This is a genomic window from Gemmatimonas sp. (assembly GCF_027531815.1).
Lineage (GTDB): Bacteria > Gemmatimonadota > Gemmatimonadetes > Gemmatimonadales > Gemmatimonadaceae > Gemmatimonas.
The window spans coordinates 40,335-65,549 of record NZ_JAPZSK010000014.1 but is presented as its reverse complement, the minus strand read 5'-3'; the positions used below and the strand labels follow the sequence as shown (position 1 = coordinate 65,549).

Genomic DNA, 25,215 nt, shown 5'->3' with positions numbered 1-25,215 from the left:
ATGGCTCGTCGTTCCCCCTTCCCGCAGCGACCGGGTGTCGCCTTGCTGGCGCTGACGCTTCCCCTCGCGCTCCCCGCCACGCTTCCCGTGCGCCTCGACGCGCAGCCGCGCGGTGCCCGTCCGGTCGCCAGTGTCCGCAGCGGTCCCTCGGCGTTCGATTCGGCGACCTTCGCCGCCCTTCCGTGGCGCAATGTGGGCCCTTGGCGCGGTGGGCGGTCGGTCGCGGTGGCCGGGCTGCCGTCGAACCCGATGACCTACTTTGCCGGCTACACCGGGGGTGGCCTGTGGCGCACCGATGATGCCGGCACCAACTGGCGCAACATCTCCGACGGCTTCTTCACGTCGAGCAGCATTGGCGCGATCGCCGTGGCGCCGAGCGACGAGAACGTGATCTACGTGGGCACCGGGGAGCACGCGATTCGCGGGCAATCGAGCACCTACGGTGACGGCATGTACCGCAGCACCGACCAGGGGCGCACATGGGCGAAGATCGGGCTGGCGGCCTCGCGCCAGATCTCGGCGGTGCGTGTGCACCCGGGGAACCCCGATGTGGTGTATGTCGCCGTGCAGGGCGATCGCTGGCAGGGCAGTGCCGAACGCGGCATTTACCGCAGCACCGACGGCGGGCGCACCTGGACGCAGCTGCTCAAGGGTGCCAACGCCACGAGCGGCGCGAGTGACCTCAGCATGGATGCCACCAATCCGCGCATCCTCTACGCGGCCTTCTGGGACCATCAGCGCACACCGTGGATGGTGCGCTCGGGCGGCGCGGGGAGCGGCCTCTGGAAGAGCACCGATGGCGGTGATACGTGGACCCGCCTCAGCGACGGGCTGCCGAAGCTGATGGGCAAGATCGGCGTGTCGGTGTCCCCGGCCAATCCCGACCGCGTGTACGCGATCGTGGAGGCGGAAAACGGTGGCCTCTACCGGAGCGATGATGCGGGCAAGAGCTGGCGTCTGGTGAACGGCGACCGGCTCATCCAAACGCGGTCGTGGTACTACATGCACATCACCGCCGATCCGCAGAACGCCGACGCCGTGTGGGTGAGCAATGCGCCGCTGCTGCGCAGCACCGACGGCGGGCGCACCTTTGCCGTGGTCCCGGCCACGCACGGTGACAATCACGGCATCTGGGTGAACCCGCGCGATGCGCGCTACGTGATCAACGCCAACGACGGCGGTGCCTCCATCTCGCTCAACGGCGGTAAGAGCTGGAGCACGCAGGACAACCAGCCCACCTCGCAGTTCTATCACGTGGCGGTGGATGATGGCTTCCCGTACAAGCTGTACGGTGGGCAGCAGGACAACACAAGCGTGATCATCACGTCGCGCAGCGACGGCGGGGCCATCGGCATTCGGGACTGGACCGAGGGGCCGGGCTGCGAGAGCGCGAACATGGGCGTGAGCGCGAAGAATCCGCGCTACGTGTACGGCGGCTGCTATCAGGGACTGATCGACGAGCAGGATGCGCAGACGGGGTTGCTGCGCACCATCATGCCGTGGCCGGAGATGAACCTCACCGAGCCCACGGACAAGACCAAGTACCGTTTCAACTGGACCGCGCCCATCGAGGTGAGCCAGCACGACGACAAGGTCGTGTATCATGGTGGCAACGTGCTGTTCCGGACCACCGATCGCGGCCAGAGCTGGACGCCCATCTCGGGCGATCTCACGCGGAACGACAAGAGCCGTCAGGGATGGGGCGGTGGCCCCATCACCAACGAGGGGGCTGGTGGCGAGGTGTACGGCACCATCGTGGTGATCGAGGAGTCGCCGCACGACGTGGGCACGATGTACGTGGGCACCGACGACGGACTCATTCAGCGTACGCGCGATGGCGGCAAGACGTGGACGAACATCACCCCCGCCGCATGGGGCGACGGCCTCGTGAACGAAATCGCCATCTCGCCGCACGACGCGGGCACGCTGTATGTGTCGTTCCGCAAGGATCGCCTGGGCGACCCGACGCCGCACATCTTCGTGTCGCGTGATTACGGCGCCACCTTCACGCGCATCGTGAACGGACTGCGTGACGGGGAGCCGGTGCGTGTCGTGCGCGAGGACCCGGTGCGCAAGGGGCTGCTCTACGCGGGCACCGAAACGGGGGTGTACCTCTCGTACAACGCCGGCGCCCAGTGGCTGCCGCTGCGCAGCAACTTCCCCGTGGTGCCGGTGACCGACCTGCAGGTCAAGCACGGCGATCTCATTGCCGCCACCGAGGGACGCGCCTTCTGGATTCTCGACGACCTGTCGGTCCTTCGGCAGCATGCCGACAGCCTCGAACAGGCCAAGGCGCATCTGTACGCGCCGCGCGAGGCGGTGCTCTTTGCCGGCGGCGGGGGCTTCGGTATCCCGGCCAACGCCGGCAAGAATCCGCCCAATGGCGCCACGGTGCATTTCCGTCTGGCCTCGGCGCCCGACAGCGCCACGGCCGTCACGCTCGAGTTCCTCGATGCCAGGGGGATGGTGGTGCGCAGCTTCGCCACGCGCGACTCGACGAGCCGTCTGGCGGTGAAGCCGGGCCTCAATACGCTTACGTGGAACCTGCGGCGCGCGATGCCGGCCCGCATCGGGAACGTCATGCTGTTCGGTGCGCCGGGTGATGGCGGCGCGCGCGTCTCGCCGGGGAACTACACCGTGCGCCTCACGGTGGGCTCGACGGTGCTGTCACAGCCGCTCACCGTGAAGCAGGACCCCCGCATTGACGCCCCAACGGCGGTGATCGCCGAGCGGGACAGCGTGGCCAACCTGCTCGCGACGCGCATCAACGAGATTCACGAGTCGGTGCTGCGGCTGCGCGATGTGAAGACGCAGGTGCAGGGTTACGTGACGCGCGCGCGCGAAACGACGGCCGCCGACACCATCGGCAAGGCGGGGCGCGCGCTTACGGGGAAGCTGGACAAGATGGATCCGCGCCTCACCACCAAGGCGGCCAACGGCCAGGACATCATCAACTACGCCAACGGCATCAATGGGCAGTACGGCTTCCTGTTGGGGCAGGTGGAGGGGAACACGCGCCTCACGCAGCCGGTGAAGGAGCGGCTGGCCGAGCTGGAGAAGGTGTGGGCCGGCATTCGCGCCGAAGTCGAGGCGATCGAAACCGTCGATGTGCCCGCCTTCAACGCGCTGCTCAAGGCCAACAACGTGCCCGGCGTGATCAGCAAGGTGAAGGGCAAGGGGCCGATCGCATGAGCTGCTGCGCAGAGGAGGCACGGTGGGGAGGGAGGCGCGCAGGTGCGGGTATCGCGGCGGTTGCGCTGCTGCTCGTCGCTCCCGTGGCACAGGCGCAGAAGGCGCGTGGGGCGGCCGCGCCCTACGTACCGCCGGCCGGCTCGTGGGAGCGGCGGGCGCCGATGGCGGTGGGGATGGACTCGGTGAAGCTGGCCGATGCGGTGGCGTTTGCGATGAGCAAGGAGAGCCGCACGCCACGTGATCTCGAACTCAATCATCTGCAGTCGTTCGGGCGCGAGCCGCTGGGTGACGCGATCGGGCCGCTGCCGCCGCGCGGCGCGGCCGCCGGCGTGATCGTGCGGAAGGGCTATGTCGTGGCCACGTGGGGAGACCCGACGGCCAACGAAACCACCAACAGCGTGACCAAGAGCTTTCTGAGCACCGTGGTGGGGTTGGCCGTGGATGATGGCCGCATACGCAGTGTGCGCGACACCGTGGCCCCGTACATGCCCCCCATCGTGCGGGCGCGGCCGAACGGCACGGCGTACGGGCGCGACTGGCCCGGCACCGACCGGCTGCTCATGCCCTTCGACACCCCCCACAACCGCACGATCACCTGGGATGACCTGCTGCGTCAGACGAGCGACTGGGAGGGGACGCTGTGGGGGAAGCCCGAGTGGGCTGATCGTCCGGCGCCGGATGCGAGCACCTGGACCACGAGGGCCCGCAGGGCGCCGGGGAGCAGCTACGAGTACAACGACACGCGCGTGAACGTGCTGGCGCTCGCGGCGTTGCAGGTGTGGCGGCGGCCGCTCCCCGAGGTGCTCAAGGAGCGCATCATGGATCCGATCGGGGCGTCGCATACCTGGCGCTGGTACGGCTACGACAACTCGTGGATCGTGCTCGACGGCCGCGAAGTGCAGAGCGTAAGCGGTGGTGGACACTGGGGCGGTGGCATGGTGCTCAACGCGTGGGACATGGCCCGGTTCGGCCTGCTCACGCTGCGGCGCGGCAACTGGGGGGGCAAGCAGCTGTTGAGCGAGTCGTGGGTGGCCCAGGCGCTCACGCCAACGCCGACACAGCGCACGTATGGCTACATGAACTGGTTCGTGAATCCGGAACGCACCTATCTCAAGGCGGCACCGGAGCAGGCGTTTGTGCATGTGGGCGCCGGCAACAACTTCATCTATGTTGATCCGGCCAATGATGTCGTGGCGGTGATCCGCTGGATGGACACGAATGCAAGCCTGAACACGTTCGTCGAGAAGTTGCTCGGGTCGCTGCGCTGACCACCTTCCTCATCCTCACTGCCTGCACTTCATGCCCTCCAGTCTCCTCGCCCTGCTCGATGACATCTCGTCCATGATGGACGATGTGGCCGTGCTGTCCAAGGTGGCCGCGCGCAAGACCAGCGGAGTCATGGGCGACGACCTGGCGCTCAATGCCGAGCAGGCCAGCGGCGTGCGCGTCGAGCGCGAGTTGCCGGTGGTGTGGGCCGTGGCGAAGGGCTCGTTCTGGAACAAGGTCATTCTGGTGCCGGTGGCGCTGCTCATCAGCGCCTTCGCGCCGTGGGCGGTGATGCCGCTCATGATGATCGGCGGCCTCTTCCTCTGCTTCGAAGGGGTGGAGAAGCTGGTCCACAAGTACCTGCACGCCGACGAGCCGACGGTTCATTCCCCGGTCCTCACGCAGCCGGAGCTCACCGAGGAGCAGCTGGTGGCCATCGAGCAGGGGAAGATCAAGGGTGCCATCCGCACCGACTTCGTGCTGTCGGCGGAAATCATCGTGATCGCGCTGGGCACCATGAGTGCGGCGCCGTTGTCCCAGCAGGTCGTTTCGCTCTCCCTCATCAGTTTGGCCGCGGTGGTGTTCGTGTACGGTCTCGTGGCGGGGATCGTGAAGATCGACGACGCCGGATTGGCGCTGCACCAGCGAGGCAACGCCCTTGGCGCCGTGCTGCTCAAGGCGGCGCCGCTGCTCATGAAGACGCTCTCCGTGCTGGGCACGGCCGCCATGTTCACCGTGGGTGGCGGCATCATTGCGCACGGCTGGCACGCGGTGGATGTAGTGCTGCAGTCGTGGGCCGCGGGCACTGGGCCGGTGGCGCCGGTGACCAAGCCGGTGCTGGACGCGCTGCTGGGCGTGGTGAGCGGCGGTGTGCTGGTGGTGCTCTACTCGCTGGTGCAGAAGGGGCGCGGCAAGAGCACGCCCTGAGCGGCACTGTCAGGCGAGTGGCACCACCTCGGTTCCGGCGATCGCGTACTGGCGATCGCCGGTCTGCATTTCGTACATGCCGCCACCGGTAAAGCTGGAGAAGGCGGGCAGCACGCCGCGTGTGTCTCCAAAGACGAACGCCGGCAGGCGAAGCGACTGCTTGCCGCGACCGCGTACCGTGACACAGGGGTGGAGGTGCCCGCAGAGCACGTACCCGGGCGCGTGAGGCGCCGGCTCGTGCACGCCCACGAACGGGCCCAGCCGCGCCGGTTCATCGGTGCACCGGATGCGCAGCGTTGCCGGTGGATCGCCGGCATGCTGGTCATGATTGCCGCGCACCAGCGTCATGGTCACGTGCTCGTGCCGCTTCCGCCATTCGGCGATGATGCGGAACGTTTCGTCGTGCCGGCCGCCGCGGGCATGCAGCAGGTCGCCCAGAATGAGCAACTGCCGCGCCCCGGTTAACTCGAGGGCGCTCGACAGTCGTGCGAGATCGCTGCTTGTCGTACCCATCGGCACCGGCACGTGTGCGGCGCGGAAGGCGGCGGCCTTTCCCCAATGCAGGTCGGCCACCAGCAGCGTGTCGTGCGCCGGCAGCCAGAGCGCACGTTCCGGGAGCAGGAGCACCCGTTCGTTTGCCACGATCAGCTCGAGCGCTCCCTCCAGCTGCTCGTTCAGTTCACCTTCCGCGGCAGTCAACGGCGCGGCTCGTCGTGGCTCATGAGGCGCGAGACGGTATCGCCAATGCGGAACACACTCGCCACACCGCTCTTCGACGGCTTCTCGGCGGCCGCCGTCATGCGCTTCACCCGGTCGGCGAGCTTTTCGGTGCTCAGCTTGGCGCGCGTCATGTCCACCATGAGCGGAAAGGCGAGCGGGGTGGGGCGTTCCACATCCACCACGCGCACGGCACTACGCGACAGGCGCTCGAGTACACGCCCCAACCGGCTCGCCTCCAGCTGCCGCTCCAGCACTTCGCGCCGCGCCTGTGCCACCAGAAGATTGCCGGGATCGTGATTCACGAAGACATCGTACAGCAGGCTGCTGCTGGCCTGCAACTGCTTCACGCTCTTCGACTGCCCCGGGTAGCCCTGGAAGATGAGCCCCGCCACGCGCGCGATCTCCCGGAACTGCCGACGTGCCAACTCGGCGGCATTGAGACTCTGTGTTACGTCGTGCAGCAGGTGCGCTGTGGCCAGGAGCCCGGCTTCGAGGGCCTCCTCCAGCGGCGCGGGGTCGGGGCTCAGCAGCTCGAAGCCATAGTCGTTGCAGCTGAAGGAGAAGGAGAACGGCTGCAGCTGCGCCATGCGATAGGCACAGAGCGCGGCCAGCCCTTCGTGCACGAGGCGCCCTTCAAAGGGATAGACGAACAGATGGTGACCGTCGCGCGTCTCGGTGCGCTCGATGAGCAGTTCGTCGGGGCGCGGAATCACACTGCGTTCGGCCTGCATGGTGAGCACCGGCCGCACCGCCTGCATTTCGGGTGAGCGATACTCGCCGCGGCGCGCCTCCTCGAGGCGGTCGCGCACGGCGGCCGCGAGCTCGGTGGACAGCGGCATGCGCGCGCCCATCCAGCGGGGGATGGCCCCACTCATGCCCTTGGCGCGCTTCACCCACGCGGTGAGGTCACGCAGCCGCACGAACTCGAGGGGCGTGCCGGCGAAGATGAACGTGTCCCCCGGCGAGAGGCGCGACACGAACGATTCCTCGACGGTGCCCAGGCGTCCGCCCTTGAGATAGCGCACCGCGATGGCCGCGTCGCTCACGATGGTGCCGATGTTGAGCACATGCCGCAGCGCCACACGGCGGTCGGTCACACGGAAGACCCCGGCGTTGTCTACCACACGCGCGTACTCGGGGTAGGCCCGTAGTGCCTCGCCGCCGCGCGTGACGAAATCGATGACCCAGTCCAGCTCCTGCTCGGTGAGCAGGTGATAGGCGCGTGTGGTGCGCAGCTCGGCGAGTACGTCGTGGCGGGTGAACCCGCCGCCCAGTGCCAGCGTGACGAGATGCTGTGCCAGCAGATCGAGCGGGCGGTCGAGCGGATCGCGGCTTTCGATGGCGCCCGCCTCGATGGCCGCGCGCGCGGCGGCGACCTCCACCAGCTCGAAGGCATGCGTGGGCACGCACACGATGCGCGAGACGCGCCCGGGGTTGTGACCGGAACGGCCCGCGCGCTGCAGCAGGCGCGCCACCCCCTTGGGGCTGCCCACCTGCATCACCAGGTCCACCGGGGCAAAGTCCACGCCGAGGTCGAGTGAGCTGGTGGCCACCACCACGCGATATCGACCGGAACGCAGTCCGTCTTCCACGTCCTCGCGCTGTGTGCGTGAGAGCGACCCGTGGTGAATGGCGGTGAACTCGAACCACGACGGATTGGCCGCGATGATGCTCTGGAACCAGATCTCGCACTGCGAGCGCGTATTGGTGAAGACGATCGCACTGTCCGCCGCCTCGAGGCGGCGCATGACCTCGGGGAGCAATTTCGTGTTGAGATGCCCGGCCCACGGAAAGCGGTCCATCGTCTCCGGGACGAGCGCTTCCATTTCCACCGTTTTCGGCACCACGCCGCGCACGAGCCGGCACGGGCGCGGCACGCCCGTGGCATCGAAGCCCAGCAGTGTATCGGCTGCCTCCTGCAGGTTGCCCAGGGTGGCCGACACGCCCCAGGTGCGCAGGGCGGGGCAAAGGCGCCGCAGGCGGGCCAGGGCCAGCTCCACCTGTACCCCGCGCTTGGTGGAGAGCAGCTCGTGCCATTCGTCCACCACCACGCAACGCAGGTCGCGAAAGAGTTCCGCGCTGTCCTTGCGGCAGAGCAGCAGCGAGAACGACTCGGGGGTGGTGACGAGCGCGGTGGGCAACTGTTCGCGCTGGCGCGCGCGACGCGATGGCGAGGTATCGCCGGTGCGTGACTCCACGGACCATGGCAGGCCGAGTTCCTCGATGGGGAGCCGGAGGGCCTGCTCTGTGTCGGCCGCGAGGGCGCGCAGCGGCGTGATCCACAATACGCGCAGCGGCAGGGTATCGGCGCGGCGGCGCGCCTTGCGTGGCTGCGGCTGCTCGGCCAGCGCTTCGATGATGGCGCCCATCCATGCGGCGTACGTCTTGCCGGTGCCTGTCGCCGCGTGGATGAGCCCCGATTCGCCGTTGGCGTAGGCGGACCACACGTCACGCTGGAAGTCGAATGGACTCCACCCGCGGTTGGTGAACCACGCCTCGACACACTGTGTGGCGCCGGCACGGTGATTGGACGCGTACAACACGGAGCTCACCGAGGATGATGAGGACACGGAGGTGGTCTCCATGCCCTCACCGCCCGCGGGGATTTCTGTGTGAACGCGTTTCCCTGGCCTAGTCATGCAGCAGCGCTCGCACCGTCTCGAGACTGTCCGCCTCGCGCGCCGGCTTGTCCTGCCGCCAGCGCGCGATGCGCGGAAAGCGCACGGCAATGCCGCTCTTGTGGCGCGTACTGCGCTGAATGCCCTCGAAGGCCAGTTCGAACACCAGCTCCGGCTTCACGGTGCGCACGGGCCCGAACTTCTCCACCGTGTTGGCGCGCACGAAACGGTCCACCTGGCGGATCTCCGCATCGGTGAGGCCGCTGTACGCCTTGGCAAAGGGCACCAGGGTGTCACCGTCCCATATGGCAAAGGTGTAGTCGGTGTAGAGCCCCGCGCGGCGGCCGTGCCCGGCCTGCGCGTACACCAGTACCGCGTCCACCGTGAGCGGATTCACCTTCCACTTGTACCAGTCGCCCCCACGCCGCCCCACGCCGTAGGGTGACACGCGCCGCTTGAGCATAAGCCCCTCGGCCATCGCGCCGCGTGCATCGGCGCGCGCTGCACTCGCCGCCTCCCACGTTGGCGGGTCGAGCACCGGCGACAGGGCAATGCTCGCCCCGCTCGGCAACGAACGAACACACGACGCGGCCATGGCGCGCCGATCGGTCATGCTGTGCGCCCGCACATCGATGCCGCCCTGCTCCAGGCAGTCGTAGACCAGCAGCGCACAGGGCACATCGGCCAGCAGCGTCTTGCCCACGGTCTTGCGGTTGATGCGCCTCTGCAGCTCACTGAAGGGGAGCGGACGCCCGTCACGCCACGCCAGCAGTTCGCCGTCAAGCACCGTGCCATCGGGGAGCCATTCGGCGCACGACTCCACCTCGGGAAAGCGGCCGGTCAGCAGCTCCTCGCCGCGACTCCACAGAAATGTGCGCCCGCGACGGCGCACCAGCTGGCAGCGAATGCCATCCCACTTCCACTCGATCTGCCATTCGTGGACCTCGCCCAGCGACGACAGCTCGGCCTCGAGTGGATACGCGAGGAAGAACGGATACGGCCGGCTCCAGTCGGCATCGGTGGTCTCGGTGCCCACCAGCTGCGTGTACCAGGCTGCACTCGGCTCCCACTGCCCCATGAGGCGGTGTGCAATGGTCTCCGCGTTCACACCACTCACCTGGGCGAGGGCGCGCACCACGAGCCCATCGCTCACGCCTACCCGGAACGCACCGGTGAGCAGCTTGTTGAACACGAAGCGCTCCGACCCGCCGAGCGTGGACCATGCGTCGAGCAGGTCGGCCTTCTGCGCTTCGGCATCGCGCGTGGCGAGGGGCAGCAGGCGGTGCTCCACCCACCACGCCAGCCCCTCGCTCTCTCGGGGCTCGCCCTCGGGAACGAGCAGCGACATGGTTTCGGCGAGGTCTCCCGCCTGCGCGTAACACTCCTCGAAGAGCCAGGGGGGAACGCCCGCGGCATCTCCGGCCCAGGCCCGCAGGTCGGGCGCCTTCACGAGCCGCTTCGGTCGGCGTCCGGTAAGGAACGCCACCGCCCAGGCGGCATCGGCGGGCGGCGCATCACGGAAGAACGTCACGAGCGCCGCCACCTTCGACGAGGTGGCCGTACTCGCATCGATGGCATCGTACAGCGCGGCGAACTGCTTCACGGTGCCGACTCGTGTGCGGCAGATGCATCGGCGACCGCCGGCGCATCGTCGTCGCCCGCGTCCACCGCCGCGTCGTCACGCTCCCCTTCCCAGCGCGTCGCAATGGCGCGCGCATCGAGGCCGCGCTCGGTAAGCCACTGGACCACCGGGCCGGTGAAGCCGTGCGTCACCCATACGCGCTCTGCCCCCGTGGCGTCGATCGCCGCGAGCAGCTGCGGCCAGTCCACGTGATCACTGAGGGTGAAGCCGGCATCCACGCCGCGACGGCGGCGCGCCCCACGCACGCGCATCCAGCCACTCGCAAAGGCGGTACGCACCTCGCCGAAGCGACGCAGCCATGTCGAGCCGGTCACGCTGGGAGGCGCGATGACGATGGCGCCGGTGGTGGCCTTGGCGCGCAACGCGTCTGTGGTGTGCACGGTGGCGGGCAGCGCCACCCCGCCGTGGCGATACAGCGCCGTCATGCGCTCCACTGCCCCGTGCGTGAGAATGGGGCCGATGGCGGGATCGAGCCCCGACAGGAGTCGCTGCGCCTTGCCCAGCGCGTAGGCGCACAGCAGCGACACCCGCCCCTCGGCGGCGTTGGCGGCCCACCACCGATTGAGCTCGTCGAAGACCTGGCGCTGCGACGGCCAGCGGTAAATCGGCAAGCCGAAGGTGCTCTCCGTGATGAACGTATGGCACCGCACCGGCTCCCACGGTGCACAGGTGCGATCGGGATCGGTCTTGTAGTCGCCGCTCACCACCCACACCTCGCCGCGATACTCGAGGCGCACCTGCGCCGATCCGAGGATATGGCCGGCCGGGTGCAGGGAGACGCTGACACCGTTGACGACGCGCGTCTCCCCGTACGCCACCGCGTCCACGCCGCTCCCCCAACGGCCAAGGCGCTCCCGCGCCACCCCGGCGCCGTCGTGGCTCACGAGGTAGCCGTCGCACCCCCACGTGAGGTGGTCACCATGCGCGTGCGTGACCACGGCCCGCGGCACGGCGGCCCACGGGTCGATGAAGAAGTCACCGGCCTCGCAATAGAGGCCGCGGTCGGTAGTGCGCAGCATGGCACAGGGGAAAGACGGCCCGTGCCCGCGAGGTTTCCGGTATCAGCGGAATGCCGGGCCGCCGGGGCGATCGTCAGGCACGAAGATGCGACGCGCCGGCATGGTCACGGCCGGCAGGCTCGTCGCGTCCATCACGGCGGTCGAGTCGATGATGCCGTTCTGGTGCAAGAGCCAGGCAACCACGCCGTACGTCTCGTTGGCGGTCAGCGACCCCGGCGACGATAGCGGCATGGCCCGGCGCACATAGTCGAACACCGTGGTGGCGTACGGCCAGTAGTTGCCGATAGTGCGCGGCGCGCGCTCGCCCTTGGAGAAGTCGTAGCCCACATCGGGGGTGCGTCCCACCAGGGCCGGCGATGGGGCGATGCCCTCGCCGCGTGCGCCATGGCACGAGGCGCACTGCGCCGCGTACACCACGGCCCCGCTGGTCACGCTTCCCGAGCCCACAGGCAGTCCACGTCCCGTGGGGTCGACATCGATGTCGATGGCCGCGAGCGCAGCCGGTGCCGGTGCATGGCCCAGGCCGTAGGTGGGGTCGGCCGGTGCCGCCTCTGGGGTGGAGTCGGTGCAGGCGGTCATGGCTGAGCCGAACAGCAGGCCAGCCACGGCAACGGTACGAGCGGCAGCAGACGCGTGGCGCATCAGCCCCCTCCAAAGGTGACGGTCCCATCGGCGGCCACGTCCCACGCGCGAATGGCGGTGTAGTGGTACCCCGGTGCGTCACCGCGCACGCGCCGAAATTCGTCGGCGGTCGGCTGCACGGCTCCGGTCTGGTCTACGGCGCGACTGAGCAGGCGCGCCGGTGTGCCGTCCCATTGCCACAGATACTCGAAGCGCGTGTGCGCCAGCGGTGGCGCGCCGTTGGGGAGTGCGGCGGCGTGCCACGTGCGCCCACCATCAGTGGATACATCCACACGCGTAATGGGGCCGCGACCGCTCCACGCGAGGCCACGAATGGCGTGCCACCCACGACCGGGAAGCGTGCCCGGGTACGACGGCGAGGTGATGAGCGACTTCACGTCCATGACGAAGCTGAACTGACGCGCCCGGCCGCCCGGCAAAGGATCGGTGTACTTGGAGGTTTCCTCGCGCGTCATGGCCGGTTGGTCCATGACCTCGAGCCGCCGTAGCCACTTCACGCACATGTTGCCTTCCCACCCGGGGAGCAGCAGTCGCACCGGATAGCCGTTGGCGGGACGCAGCGCCTCCCCGTTCTGCGCGTACACCAGCAGCGCATCGTCGAGCATCTTGCTGGTGGGGACGCTGCGCGTCATCACCGCGGCGTCACCGCCTTCCGCCAGGACCCACGTTCCGTTCGGCTTGGCGCCCACCGCACGCAGCAGCGTGGAGACGGCCACACCGGTCCACTCGCTGTTGCTAGTGAGTCCGTCCACCACCTGCGGGGACATCTCGGGCTTGGGGTTGTTCCACGCGCGCCCGCCATTGCCGGAACACTCGATGAAGCAGGTGCGCGTCACGGAGGGAAATCGCTTCAACTCCTCGAGGGTGAACTCGAGTGGGCGTTCGACCAGGCCGTGGATGGTGACGGTATGCCGCGCCGGGTCGATGGCCGGGATGCCGTTGTGATGGCGCTGAAAGTGCAGGTCGGCCGGCGTGATGGTACCGTGCAGCAGATGATGCGGCGTCCACGACGATCCCCCGGTGACTCCCACGGGCGTGAGCCGCGGGGTCTCGAAGGGGGAGCGGGTGCCAAGCGAGTCGCTGGGCGCACCCGGTGTGCGCGTGGGGTCGGGCAGCGGCGCCGCCGTGGGCACGGTGTCCTGGGCCACGGCGCCGAGCAACGACGGCGTGAGCGCTGCCCCGGCGAGGAGACCACCGGTGCGCAGCAGGGAGCGTCGCGAGAGCGAATCGCCCGTACGCGAATCGCGCGTGTGCGATTCGCGCGGCGGCGAAGCATCGGAAGGGGTTGGCGGCGCGTCCACGGGAAACTCCGGAGTGGGGGCAGGTAAACTGCCAGCGCGCCTAATGTACGCTCATGCCCGGCGTCGTGTGCGAACGCCGGGCCGAGGACGGCATATCAATAGGAAAATGTGATGCCGCTGGAGAAGAACGTGTCGGTGGTCTTGAGGGGCACGTCGTTGCGGACCGGCGGCGCGCTGTTGTACCGGATGACGTAGCCGAGCTTCACGGCGAGGCGCTTGGAGAGCGGCGCAACGAGGGAGGTTTCCGTGTTGACCAGATACGTACCGCTTTCGGCGAGATTGGGGAGATACTCCCCCGTCTGCTGCAGGTAGGCGAGGTCGGTGAACAGGTGCTTGTAGTCGAGTCCCAGGCGCGCCGCCGGGAAATTGCGCCTGGCGCTCACGGTAGACCCCGGTGTGAGGCGCTGCTGAAAGAGCGAGCCACCGAACTGCATGTTGAGCTGATCGCGCTTGGTGGCGATGACCTTGGCGTCGAGACCGAAGCCTTCCTCGAAGCGGCTGGCGATCCCCTGCAGCACGTTGCGATCGAAGCGCGTGGCCACGAATACGCCCAGACGCGGATGCAGCGCCCGTTCGGCGCGCAGGCCGCCGTTCCAGAAGTTCGCGTTCACGTCGTCATTGGCTTCGCCGTAGAAGAACGCGAGATCCTCGTTGAGCGTCCACCCCTTGGCGGTGTACTTGACCTTGTTGCCGAAGTTGGTGCTGATGGCGCTCGCGTTGCCGCTCGTTTGGGCGAAGCCGGCGGTGCCGGAGAACTCGAGGTTCTTCTTGGGTGCATCCTGCGCGAGCGCCGTGCAAGCCGAAAGCGCGAGCGCCATGGGGAGGGAGAGGCGAACCATGATGTTCGGTCAAGGGGAAGAAACCAACGGCGTCAATGCTTGATGAACGTGCCCGCGCGCAGTTCGCGCACCGCCTCCTGCAACTCGGCCTGGGTATTCATCACGATCGGACCATACCATGCGACGGGTTCCTTGATGGGCGTGCCGCTGACCAGCAGGAAGCGGATCCCCTCTTCGCCGGCACGCACGACCACGTCATCGCCCGTGTCGAAGAAAATGAGTGATCGGTTGCCGCTGCGGTCGCGCACCAGGTCGTCGTCGTTGCCCGCGGTGCGCTCGGTGAGCACGCCCATGGGATCGGAGGCGTGCCGGAACGTGCCGCTGCCCTGAAAAATGTAGGCGAAGGTGCTGCGATACGCGTCCACCGGCAGTGACTTCCTCACGCCGGCCGGCACGGACACATCGAGGTAGCAGGGGTCGGCGGCAATGCCATCCACGGGACCGCGCTTCCCCCAGAATTCTCCGCAGATCACGCGCACCGTGGTGCCGTCATCGTCGATGATTTCCGCGATCTCCTTGGCCTGCACATCCTGATAGCGCGGCGCCACCATTTTCTGCGCCGAGGGCAGGTTGGCCCACAGCTGGAAGCCGTGCATGCGCCCTTGCGCGTCGCCCTGCGGCATTTCGTGGTGGATGATACCGCTGCCGGCGGTCATCCACTGCACGTCGCCCGCGCCGAGCAGGCCGCGATTGCCCAGGGAGTCGGCGTGTTCGACGTTGCCGGCGAGGACGTAGGTGATGGTTTCGATGCCGCGATGCGGGTGCCAGGGGAATCCCGCCTGATACTGCCGCGGGTCGTCGCCGCGGAAATCGTCGAAAAGCAGGAACGGATCGGTTTCGCTGGTTTCCCCGAACCCGAACCCACGATGCAGGTGTACACCGGCCCCTTCCATGGTGGGCTGGGCGGTGACGATGCGCTTGACGGGACGAATGGACACGGGTGACTCCGGGTTGAGATAGTGTAATGTATCTCAGTGATAAGAGAAAATCCAGTCGTCGCCTGCTCAGACCATTCCGATCAGGTCGCCCCCGCCATGGCTGGCAGGTGGCGGCAACGGCGGCGGGGCTTCACCGAAGATGTCAAGCGCGCGCAGTCCGGCATCGATGGCGGCGAGGGCGGAACGCAGCTCGGCCTCGGCCTTCCGGATCTCCCACCGGTAGAGCGGGCCGCTGCTCGCCGCCAGCGCCGCCCCGCCGACGATCGCGGCGGCGGCGGCCGGGCCCAAGAGGGTGAGGCCGGCCAGTCCCAGGGCGGCCTTACCGGCCACGGCGCCCAAGAGCCCCGCCAGACCGGCCCCGCCCCCGGCCACGAGGCCGTAGCCCCACAGGTTCACCCCGAGGCCAGCGCGCAGGTCGATGGCCATGGTGACCTCGCAGGCGCGCGAATCACCGGCCACCGCAGCCAGCGACGCTCGCACCTGCGGCACGTAGACGCCGTAACGCGTCCACGTCCACTTGTAGTCGGTGTTTGAGGTCATCCCGGGGAGGTCGAACACCATGACCCCACCGTCGAGGGGGTGCCCGCCGAGGGTATCGCGGAGGGTAAGCGACCACGGGAAGCCCTGCCAGGTGCGACCCAGCGCCGACAATGCTGCCCTCGGCGGCAACGCGAAGCGGCGCGTCACGGACAGCGTGCGCTGCGCGGTGCCGAGGAGGCGGGTGGCGAAGCGTTCCTTGAACGCGGAGATGTCCGGCGCGACGGCCACCGCACCGGGCTGAGCCCGGAGTTCGTCGAGGGCGAGCGCGACATAGCGCTGCGAAATGCCGGCCTCAACGGCTGCCGCTTCGACATCCCGCAGCCGGTAGGCATCGCGGGGTTCCGTCCCCATCTCGGCGCTGTCCATCGTGCCGGCGGTAGTACCCGGCATGAGCGTCGGCGTCTCGGTGCCGGTGCGCATGCGCTGCTCGAGGCGCTCGGCGGCCTCGGCCTGCAGCTCGGCGGCCCGGCGCCATACGGCCGCGGCTTCAGCGCTCGACAGCACCGCGGTGCCTGGCGTATCGCATTCTTCGGTATCCATGGTCTGCAGCGCCTTCCCCAGCGCCTCGGCCAGTGCCTCGCCATTTTCGAAGCGTTCCGCGGGACGCTTGCGCAGGCAGCGATCGATCACGGCGGCCAGCGCTGGCGACACGCCGGGCGCCACGCTCCGCAGGCTCGGTGGCTCCTTGGTGGCATGCGACACGAGGATCCCCTGCGGGCTCGTCCCCTCGAAGGGGAGACGCCCCGCGAGCGCGAGAAAGCCGATGCAACCCAGCGCGTACAGGTCACTGCGGCCATCGAGCGTTTCCCCGCTCGCCTGTTCGGGGCTCATGAAGTGCACCGTGCCCAACACGAGGCCGTCCTGCGTGAGCGCGGGATTGAAGTCGGCGCGCGCGATGCCGAAATCGCTCACGATCGCGTGCCCCGACGCCCGTTCGAGCAGGATGTTGTCCGGCTTGATGTCCCGATGCACGATGCTGCGGGCATGCGCGTACGCCAGCGCCCAGGCCACCTCGCGCAACACGCGCACGACCTCCCCGGCCGGGAGGGTGCCGCGATCACGGATGCGATCGCCCAGCGTTTCGCCGTCCACGAAGCCCATGGCAAAGAACGCGTAGCCGCCGAGCTCATCGGCGCGATATACCGGCACGATGTTGGGGTGCGACAGCTGCGCGGCCATGCGGGCCTCGCGGAGGAAGCGCTCCCGCGTGTCGCCGTCTACCGCGAGGTGCGGCGGCAGCACCTTGATGGCGACCAAGCGGTCGAGCCGCTCATCCCGGCCCAGGAGCACGATCCCCATGCCCCCCCGCCCGAGTTCACGCTGAATGGCATACTGGCCACGCAGGGCGGCGCGGAAGGCGGCCAGATCGTCGGGGGCGCTGGATTCGGGCAGGCTCATTTGTCGCAACCTACGCAGACGGACGGGGTGAGTTGCAGGGGCATAGGATTGCGGCCCCCCGCGCGCCGGCATCGCGGTGGGGCCGCACCCGGGGATGCCACGTCCTGTGCGGCGTCGGGCCGCAGCGAGGGGGGATGGCCTGCATTCCAGAAATCGGAGTGGACATAGGGGCCGGCTACTGATACGCTCCCCGCGTTATCATCTGTCTCCTTTTTTATCCCCCCTGTGTATCCGCAATCGCGCTTTCTCCGTGCCCTGGGCGCGGTCGTTGTTGCCGCCGCCGCTACTGCCGCTGCCCCTGCCCCTGCATACGCCCAAACGGCTCCGTCCCCGGTCGCGGGAATCTCGGGGCTGACGATTCGCGGCCAGGTGGTCGATCCAGACGGCAAGCCGATTGTCGGGGCCGAGCTGCGCCTGACCGATCCGAATGGTCGCCTCGTCCTGGGGCGCACGGCCGCAGAGGGGCGCTTTGCAATCGAGGCGCCCGGGCTGGGGCGGTTCACGCTGCAGGCGCGCGCCATCGGGTTCGTGGCCGCCGTCCTCGATGTCACGGTGCCAACGGGCGACGCGCCGGTCCGGCTGCGCCTGGTTCGGCAGCAGCAGCTGAGCACGGTGCAGGTCATTGGTGGCACCACCGGTTCGCGTGACCTGCATCCCGGCGCCGATGCGCTGCTGGGCGCGGTCTCGGTGCTCGGCGGCGATCAGATTGCCCGCGAAAACGTGGCCTTTGCGCAGGAACTGCTGCGCAAGGTCCCCGGCGTGTATCGCGCCGAGTTCAACCAGGGCATTGTGTCGGGTGACATCGGCATTCGCGGCTTCAATACCGAAAGCGAGATCGCCAGCACCAAGCTGCTCATCGATGGCATCCCGTCAAACCTGAACAGCGGGGTCAGCGAGATGAACGCGCTGTTCCCGCTGGAAATCGGGCGCATCGACGTGGTGCGCGGCACCAACGACCCACGGTTCGGCATGTTCAACCTCGCCGGGAACGTGTCGGTGGAGACGGCGCAGGCGACGGGCACCTACGTGACCTCGCGCTTGCAGGGTGGCTCGTTCGGCACACAGGAGGCGCAGGTCCTCGGTGGGGTCACGGCCGGCGGCTTCAGTCAGACGCTCTTCGCGGGCGCCCGCCGGTCGGACGGGTATCGCGCCAACTCCGCTTCCGACAAGTGGACCGCGTCGGGCAAGTGGTTCTACACGTCCGACAGTGCGCGAGTACGCGTGGGCCTCATTGCCCGTACGCATCGGTTGGACACCGACGCGCCGGGCTACCTGACGCGCAACGAGTCGCGCCGCACGCCGCAGTTCTCCCCGGCGTTCTCGTCGACCGACGGCGGCACCGTCGACAGTGATCACGGCAGCCTGCATCTCGACGTGCGCCAGACGGCGACGCTGGTCTGGTCGCTCAAGGCCTACACGCAGCGGTTCGATCGCATTCGCTACGTGCGTTTCACGGCGGCCGGTGCCCAGCAGGAGCGCATCGAAGACGAGCGCCAGACGGGTGCCATTGCCACGGCCACGTGGCGTCCGGCCCGACTGGCGGCCAAGCAGTTCGTGCTGACCGGCGGTGCGGATGTGCAGCAGCAGCGCAACGAGCAGTTCCGCTTTCGCACGCTCGAGCGCGTGCGGCAGGCCACGCTGCGCGACTTCGACTTCTCCCTCGACAATGCCGGCGCGTTCGTGCAGGCGAGCGGGGCGCCCACGGAATGGCTGACGCTGTCGGCCGGTATTCGCGCCGATCAGCTGCGCGGGTCGTTCACCAACAACCTGCCGGCGCCCAGCACGCTGCCCATCCTCGACTACGGCACGATCACGCAACCGAAGCTGAGCGCGGGCATCCGCATGAATGACCGTCTGAGTGCCTACGCGAACTACGGGCGCGGTTTCCAGATCGGTACGGGCGTGGCCGCGTATGGCCGGGCGCCCCTGCGGGCGTCGGTAAACGATGGTGCCGAAGTGGGTCTCGTGGCCCAGCCCACCAGCGCCTGGTCGGTGCGCGCGGGCTACTGGGAACAGCGCGCCTCCGACGAGGTGCGGTTGCGCTTCGACAACTCGGGTGATAGCGAGAACGTGGGACGCACCCGCCGTGCGGGGCTGGATGTCGAAAGCACTCTGCGCGTCTCGAACGCGGTGCAGTTCTGGGTGGCCGGCACGTCGCAGCGAGCGGAGCTCACCGAACCTGGTGCGCGCAACGCCGCCGTGAAGGGGAACCTGCTGAACCACGTGCCGTCGTGGACGGTCAAGTACGGCGCGGAATGGGCGCCGCGTGCCGGCATCACGGCCTCGGCGTGGGCCTACGCCCAGGGTGACTATCACCTCACGCAGCAGAACGACCGCGGCCGGTGGGGCGGCATGCACACCGTGAACGCCGACGTGTCGTGGCGTTGGCGTGCGGCCGCCGTGGGATTGGGTGTCACCAACCTGTTCGACCGCTACATGGAGTACGTGTGGTGGGACGGCGCCCAGACGCTGCATTCGCCCGCTTCCGCCCGCGCACTGTTCCTGACGCTCACGCTCGACCGCTGAGTGACTGACGAGACCCGGAAGCGCGCAGACGCCATCGACGTCCTGCGCGGGCTGGTCATCGTGATCATGGTGCTCGATCATGCGCGCGAATATGCGCGGGGGCCAGGCGTTGCCGATCCGATGGTGCTGGAGGGGATCTCGCCGCTGCTGTTCTGGATGCGCTGGGTCACGCACTTCTGCGCCCCGGTGTTCACCCTGCTGGCCGGCATGTCCGTGGGGCTTCAGGCGCGGGCTGGCGCGCCGATGCCGGCTTGGCAGTGGACAACGATCACGCGCGGACTTGTTCTCATCGCGCTCGAGTTCACCGTCATCCAGTTCGCGTGGACCTTCTCGTTCGTCTGGCCGTTGCGCTACGCGCAGGTGATCTGGGGGATCGGCGTGAGCCTGATCGTGCTCGGCCTCCTGCAGCGGGTGCCCGCGCAGGCACGGGTCGTCGTGGGTCTGCTTTGTGTGGCAGGGCATAACGCGCTGGACGCGTGGCATCCCACTTCGCCCCCGTGGCTGCATTGGAGCTGGGCCATTCTGCACGATCGCCAGGTGATGCCGTTGTGGGGGGATGCGGCCGTTCGTACATCGTACCCCGTGCTGCCCATGATCGGGCTGGTGCTGCTCGGCGAGGCGCTTGGCCGCTGGTACCGCACGGTGGCCCCGGCGCAGCGTGCCGTGTGGCTGATGCGCGGCGGCGCCGCCATGATCGCGCTCTTCGTGGTGCTGCGCAGCAGCAATGTGTACGGCGATCTGCATGTGGCCACGTACGGCGCGAGCCTGGCCGGTAACGTGATGGCGGCATTGAACACCACGAAGTACCCCATGTCGCTCAGCTTCGTGCTCATGACCGTGGGACCGGCGCTGTTGCTGCTGGCATGGTGGGACCGCGGCACGCCGGCCTGGACGGCGCCGCTGCGCACGCTCGGGCAGGTCCCCATGTTCCTGTACCTGGCGCATCTGTACTTCCTGCATGCGGCCGGGTTGCTGATGGCGCTCGCGGCCGGGTATCCGTGGTCAGCCTTCGACTTTCGCGCAACCATTACCGGCATCCCGGCGGAGTTCAGCTACCCGCTCTGGCTGACCTTTCCGTTCGTGGCCGTGACGCTCGCCGTGCTGTACCGGCCGGCCCAGTGGTACGCGCGCGTGCGGGCGTCCAAGCGGTACCCCATTACCCGCTATCTCTAGCTGCGCCACGCGTTGCGGTGTCGGCGGTCGTGCCGCGGGAGGCCATTACCTGGCCGCGTCGCTGCCGGTCTTGCCGGCACCGCGCGCTATTGCGCGCACGCGCAGGCCGTCGCTCAACGACTCCACCGGATTCACCACGAGCGCATCGCCGGCGGCCACGCCGTCCAGCACTTCAACCGACGTGCCGAAGTCGCGTCCCAGCGTGACGGGCACCAGCTGCACGACGTTGTCCTGCACCCGCGCCACCAGGGTTCCCTCTCCGCGCACGATGAGGGCAATCGCGGGAATGCGCAGCGTCGGGGCGCCGACGGGCACGATGAAGGCCACCTGCGCGAACATGCCGGGGAGCAGCCGCCTGGTACGGTTGATCACGTGCACCTCCGTGAGCAGCGTGCGGGTGGCGGGATCGATGGCGCCGGCGGTACGCGCGACCACCCCGGTAATGGCACTATCGCCGGTCTCCCGGACCATGACCCGTACCGGCAGCCCCGCGCGCACGCGGGAGGCCGCACTCTGCGGCACCTGCAGCATGACGCGCAGCGTATCCGTCTGGATGAGCGTGAGCAGCGGCCGCGCCGCGGCCGCGGCGCCGGCCACCACGAGTGCGCCGAGATCCACCGTGCGCGCGCTCACCACCCCCGCGAAGGGTGCGAGCACGGCGCCAAAGCGCAGCACCTCGCGCAGGCTGGCCACGTTCGCGCGCGCCCCGCGCAGCGCCGCATCGGCCACGTTGGCCTGGGCCTGTCGTTCGTCCAGCTCCTGCGGCGTGACGACCCCCTGCTGCGCCAGCGACTGCCAGCGCTTGAGCGTCGTGGCGGCCAGCGCCGCGCCCGCTTCCGCCTGCTCGACCACGGCGGCCGCCTGACGCGCCTGCTCACGCACTTCGGGCATGTCGAGCACGAGCAGCGTGTCCCCGGCGCGCACGGTGGAGCCGATATCCACGCGCAGGGAGCGGACGAAGCCATTGGCGCGCGCGAAGATGGGGGTTTCGTGCAACCCGGTCACCGACGCCGGCAATTCGAGTGGCGTGCTGGTGGTGTCGGCGCGCACGGTTTCCGTGAACACTGTTGGCGCGGCGTTCACCTGGCTCCGTTCGGCCTCACGCGCTTTCGACTGTGCCAGGCGGGGCAGGGCACCGGCTGCCAGCAACCCGAGGAAGAGCACAGCCAGCACGACGAACAGGACCCGGCCCTGCCGCCGCCGGGAAGGACGTGAGGCAACGATCATCGGGACACCGGGGCCGAAAGGGTGGGTGGCACCATGCCGTCGGGCGGTGCCGGATGCACCGCGTGCGCGGCGTGGCCGGCGCGCAGCCGGCTGTACACCAGCGGCAGCACCGTCAGTGTGGCCACGGTGGCAAACGCGAGACCGCCAATGACGGCGCGGCCCAGCGGGGCGTTCTGTTCGCCGCCTTCGCCCACGCCCAGCGCCATGGGAATCATGCCCACGATCATGGCGGCGGCCGTCATGATGACGGGGCGCAGGCGCGTGCTGGCCGCCTCGACCGCTGCGTCGCAGGCGCTCAGCCCGGCGGCCAGGCGTTCGTTGGCGAACGACACCACGAGAATGCCGTTGGCGGTGGCCACGCCCACGCTCATGATGGCGCCCATGAACGCGGGCACGCTGATGGTGTTGCCCGCCGCGAAAAGCGCCCACACCACGCCCGCCAGCGCGAGCGGCAGCGCACTGCTGATGATGAACGGGTCACGCCACGACTGAAAATTCACCACCATGATGAGGTACACGAGGACCACCGCGAACAGCAGCCCGGTGGCGAGCCCGCGGTATGACTCGCGCATGCTCGCCACCTGTCCGCGCATGATCAGCGTGGAACCCTTGGGCAGCGTGGGGCGCAGTGAGTCGAGCACCGCGTCGATGTCCGCCGCGACAGACCCCAGGTCACGATGCTGCACATTGGCGAAGACATCGTAGACGGGCGCCACATCGTAATGGCTGACGACCGCCATGCCGCTACCCCGCGAAATGGTGGCCAGGTTCCCAAGCACCTGCGGGGTGCCGCCGACCGCGCCGGATACGGGGGTCTGCCCCAGGGTCTCGAGCGAGGCGACGCGATACTGCGGGGTTTGTACGCTCACGGTGTACTGCACGCCGTTCTGCGGACTGAGCCACACGTTGGGCTGCGCCTGCCCGCTTGACGCGAGCGATACCAGCAGGTCGTTGGCCACCTCGCGCTGCGTAAGGGCCAGTGAACTGGCGCGTGTGCGGTCGACGGTGATGTTGAGTTGCGGTGCTTCGAGCCGCTGCTGCAGGTAAACATCCACCGCGCCGGGAATCTGGCGCACCCGCTGCTCGATGGCGCGTGCCAGTACGATGTTCTCGGCCCGGTTGCTTCCCGCGACCTGCACGTTCACCGGCGCCGGGAGTCCCGCGTTGAGAATCTGGCCGATGATGTCAGCCGACTGAAAGAAGACCAGCACATTGGGAAACTCATCGCGCAATACGCGCCGGATCTCGCTGGCATAGCCGGCCGTGGTACCGCGACGCGTGTCCGTGAGTACCAGCAGCAGGTCGGCATCGGTGACACCGGTCGTGGGGTTGTCGCTGAACGCCAGATTGGTGAGGCTCGTGGAGGCGATGCCGACGTTGTCGAGGATCGTCCCGAGATCCTCGGGGGGGATGATGGTGCGAATGCGCGCCTCCACCGCCGCTACCATGCGGGCGGTCTCCTCCAGACGTGTCCCCACCGGGGCCCGCAGATGCAGCCGGATCTGCCCGGCATCCACCTGGGGGAAGAAATCGCGCCCCAGCCACGGGACCAACAGCCCCGCCGACAGCAGCACCAGCAGCGCTGTGCCCGCCAGCATGGTGGGGCGGGCGAGCGTACCGGCGAGGGCGTCGCGATAGCGCAGGCGTTGGGCCTCGAACCAGCGCTCGAAGCCCAGGTGCACGCGCGCAAAGGGCCCCGGCCGCTGCGGCGCCGCGGCGTGCCGCGCCGCGGCGTGTCGCGCCTCGAGCGTGCGCTCGCGCTGCAGCGCGAACTTCACCAGCGTGGGCACGAGGGTCCGGGAAATCACGTACGACGCGAGCATCGCGAACACCACCGCCATGGCCAGCGGGCGGAAGAGCGAGCCGGCCGCGCCGCTGAGAAAAAAGATGGGAACGAAGACGATGCAGATGGCGAGGGTGGACACCAACGTGGGCAGGGCAATCTGTCCGGCGCCCTGCATGATGGCGGTCTCGATGTCCGGTTCGTGCTCCTGCATGCGGTGGATGTTCTCGATCCCCACGGTGGCATCGTCCACCAGCACACCCACGGCCAGCGCGAGTCCGCCCAGCGTCATCACGTTGAGGGTCTCCCCCAGCGCGCCCAGCACCGTGACGCTCACGAGAATGGAGAGCGGGATCGACAGGGCCACGATGAGGGTACTGCGCCAGCTCCCCAGAAACAGCAGGATCATGGCGGCCGTGAGGCACGCCGCAATGAGCGCCTCGATGACGACCCCCTCGAGCGCCGCCTTCACGAAGAGCGACTGATCGGCGAGCACATCCACCTTCAGCGCCGAGGGCAGCCCGGCGAGGATGCCGGGGAGCGCTTCGCGCACCCGATCGACCACGTCGATGGTGCTGGCGCCGCCGGACTTGAGGACCGTCACCAGCGCGCCGCGTACGCCGTCGCGGTGCACGATGTTGGTCTGGACCGCATAGCCATCGCGCACCTGCGCCACGTCGCGCACGCGCACGAGGGCTCCGTTGACCACGCGGATGGGGAGATCGTTCAGCGCCTCGACGGCACCGGGGCTACCGTTGAGGCGTACGGCGTACTCGCGTTCGCCGATCTTGGCGGTGCCGCCCGGAAGCACCAGATTCTGCGCGCTGATCGCGTCGGACACATCGGTGGGCGACAGCCCCCGCGCCTGCAGCTGTACGGGGTCCAGATCGACATTGATGAGCCGTGAGCGCCCGCCGTACGGTTGCGGCACACTGGCGCCACGCACGGTGGCGAGGCGCGTGCGGATGCCGTTGGTGCCCAGGTCGTTGAGCTGCTGCTCGGAGAGCGAGTCACCACCGAGTGCAAGCTGCAGGACCGGGACGTTGGCGGCGTTGTAGCGAATGATGAGCGGTGCACTCGCGCCCGGGGGCATGATGCGCAGGATCGTCTGCGACTGCGCGGCAATCTGCGACACCGCGCTTTCTACCGAGGCGTCGGGCTGGAAGAACACCTTCACCACCGTGATGCCGGCGAGCGACTGCGACTCGATGTGCTCAATGCCGGTGAGCGTGGTGGTGAGGGAGCGCTCGAAGGGCGTGGCGAAGCGCCGTTCCATTTCTTCCGGCGGCAGGCCGTTGTACGACCAGATCACCGAGACCACCGGAATGTCCAGCTCCGGAAGGATATCGGTGGCCATGCGCCATGCCGACAGCACGCCGACCAGCACGACCAGCAGGGCGCCGACGATGAACGTGTACGGCCGGCGCAGGGCCAGCGAAACAATCCACATGACGGATGAGCGGA

At 68.5% G+C, this 25,215-nt stretch carries 16 protein-coding genes; 5 read left to right on the top strand and 11 right to left on the bottom strand.

Annotation, left to right across the window (positions count from 1 at the left end; genetic code table 11):
* The 3 genes from O9271_RS15785 to O9271_RS15775 are packed head-to-tail and all read left to right on the top strand — an operon-like array spanning position 1 to position 5,385.
* Positions 1-3,192, top strand: coding sequence for a glycosyl hydrolase (locus O9271_RS15785; RefSeq protein ID WP_298271766.1), 3,192 nt, complete (start codon positions 1-3; stop codon positions 3,190-3,192).
* Positions 3,189-4,460, top strand: a complete 1,272-nt coding sequence (locus O9271_RS15780; RefSeq protein ID WP_298271762.1) for a serine hydrolase — start codon at positions 3,189-3,191, stop codon at positions 4,458-4,460. The genes O9271_RS15785 and O9271_RS15780 overlap by 4 nt, the downstream gene beginning before the upstream one ends.
* 31 nt (positions 4,461-4,491) lie before the next feature.
* On the top strand, positions 4,492-5,385 hold the full coding sequence (locus O9271_RS15775) for a DUF808 domain-containing protein (RefSeq protein WP_298271760.1): 894 nt from the start codon (positions 4,492-4,494) through the stop codon (positions 5,383-5,385).
* Positions 5,386-5,394: 9 nt separating this feature from the next.
* Here O9271_RS15775 and pdeM read toward each other — a convergent pair whose 3' ends face one another.
* The 9 genes from pdeM to O9271_RS15730 form a co-directional block, all read right to left on the bottom strand.
* The gene (gene pdeM, locus O9271_RS15770) at positions 5,395-6,084 is read right to left on the bottom strand and encodes a ligase-associated DNA damage response endonuclease PdeM (protein ID WP_298271757.1); all 690 of its coding nucleotides are present in this window, start codon (positions 6,082-6,084) and stop codon (positions 5,395-5,397) included.
* A complete protein-coding gene (locus O9271_RS15765) occupies positions 6,081-8,675 on the bottom strand; it encodes a ligase-associated DNA damage response DEXH box helicase (protein WP_298271755.1) in 2,595 nt (864 codons plus the stop codon). The genes pdeM and O9271_RS15765 overlap by 4 nt, the downstream gene beginning before the upstream one ends.
* 61 nt (positions 8,676-8,736) lie before the next feature.
* On the bottom strand, positions 8,737-10,326 hold the full coding sequence (locus O9271_RS15760; RefSeq protein ID WP_298271752.1) for an ATP-dependent DNA ligase: 1,590 nt from the start codon (positions 10,324-10,326) through the stop codon (positions 8,737-8,739).
* Positions 10,323-11,384 carry a ligase-associated DNA damage response exonuclease gene (locus tag O9271_RS15755; RefSeq protein WP_298271750.1) on the bottom strand — a complete coding sequence of 354 codons (1,062 nt, stop codon included), beginning with the start codon at positions 11,382-11,384 and terminating at the stop codon, positions 10,323-10,325. The genes O9271_RS15760 and O9271_RS15755 overlap by 4 nt, the downstream gene beginning before the upstream one ends.
* A 42-nt stretch (positions 11,385-11,426) precedes the next feature.
* On the bottom strand, positions 11,427-12,026 hold the full coding sequence (locus O9271_RS15750) for a cytochrome c (RefSeq protein ID WP_298271747.1): 600 nt from the start codon (positions 12,024-12,026) through the stop codon (positions 11,427-11,429).
* On the bottom strand, positions 12,026-13,327 hold the full coding sequence (gene soxC / locus O9271_RS15745) for a sulfite dehydrogenase (RefSeq protein ID WP_298271745.1): 1,302 nt from the start codon (positions 13,325-13,327) through the stop codon (positions 12,026-12,028). Before soxC ends, O9271_RS15750 begins: the two co-directional genes overlap by 1 nt.
* 95 nt (positions 13,328-13,422) lie before the next feature.
* Positions 13,423-14,166: a DUF481 domain-containing protein gene (locus tag O9271_RS15740; protein ID WP_298271743.1), complete on the bottom strand. Its 744-nt coding sequence runs from the start codon at positions 14,164-14,166 to the stop codon at positions 13,423-13,425.
* Positions 14,167-14,198: 32 nt separating this feature from the next.
* Positions 14,199-15,104 (bottom strand): pirin family protein, encoded by a 906-nt coding sequence (locus O9271_RS15735; RefSeq protein ID WP_298271741.1) that lies wholly within the window; start codon positions 15,102-15,104, stop codon positions 14,199-14,201.
* Between the two features lie 66 nt (positions 15,105-15,170).
* Positions 15,171-17,042, bottom strand: coding sequence for a serine/threonine-protein kinase (locus O9271_RS15730; RefSeq protein WP_298271739.1), 1,872 nt, complete (start codon positions 17,040-17,042; stop codon positions 15,171-15,173).
* Positions 17,043-17,267: 225 nt separating this feature from the next.
* Here O9271_RS15730 and O9271_RS15725 point away from each other — a divergent pair, with 225 nt between their 5' ends.
* Both O9271_RS15725 and O9271_RS15720 read left to right on the top strand, forming a co-directional pair.
* A complete protein-coding gene (locus tag O9271_RS15725; protein ID WP_298271737.1) occupies positions 17,268-19,568 on the top strand; it encodes a TonB-dependent receptor in 2,301 nt (766 codons plus the stop codon).
* Positions 19,569-20,741 (top strand): heparan-alpha-glucosaminide N-acetyltransferase domain-containing protein, encoded by a 1,173-nt coding sequence (locus tag O9271_RS15720; protein WP_298271734.1) that lies wholly within the window; start codon positions 19,569-19,571, stop codon positions 20,739-20,741.
* Positions 20,742-20,786: 45 nt separating this feature from the next.
* On the opposite strand, the gene O9271_RS15715 is transcribed toward O9271_RS15720, so the two are convergent.
* Both O9271_RS15715 and O9271_RS15710 read right to left on the bottom strand, forming a co-directional pair.
* Complete coding sequence (locus tag O9271_RS15715) at positions 20,787-21,968, bottom strand: efflux RND transporter periplasmic adaptor subunit (RefSeq protein WP_298271732.1); 1,182 nt, start codon at positions 21,966-21,968, stop codon at positions 20,787-20,789.
* Entirely contained in the window at positions 21,965-25,201 is a 3,237-nt protein-coding gene (locus O9271_RS15710; RefSeq protein WP_298271730.1) for an efflux RND transporter permease subunit, read from the bottom strand. Before O9271_RS15710 ends, O9271_RS15715 begins: the two co-directional genes overlap by 4 nt.
* Positions 25,202-25,215: the final 14 nt, after the last annotated feature.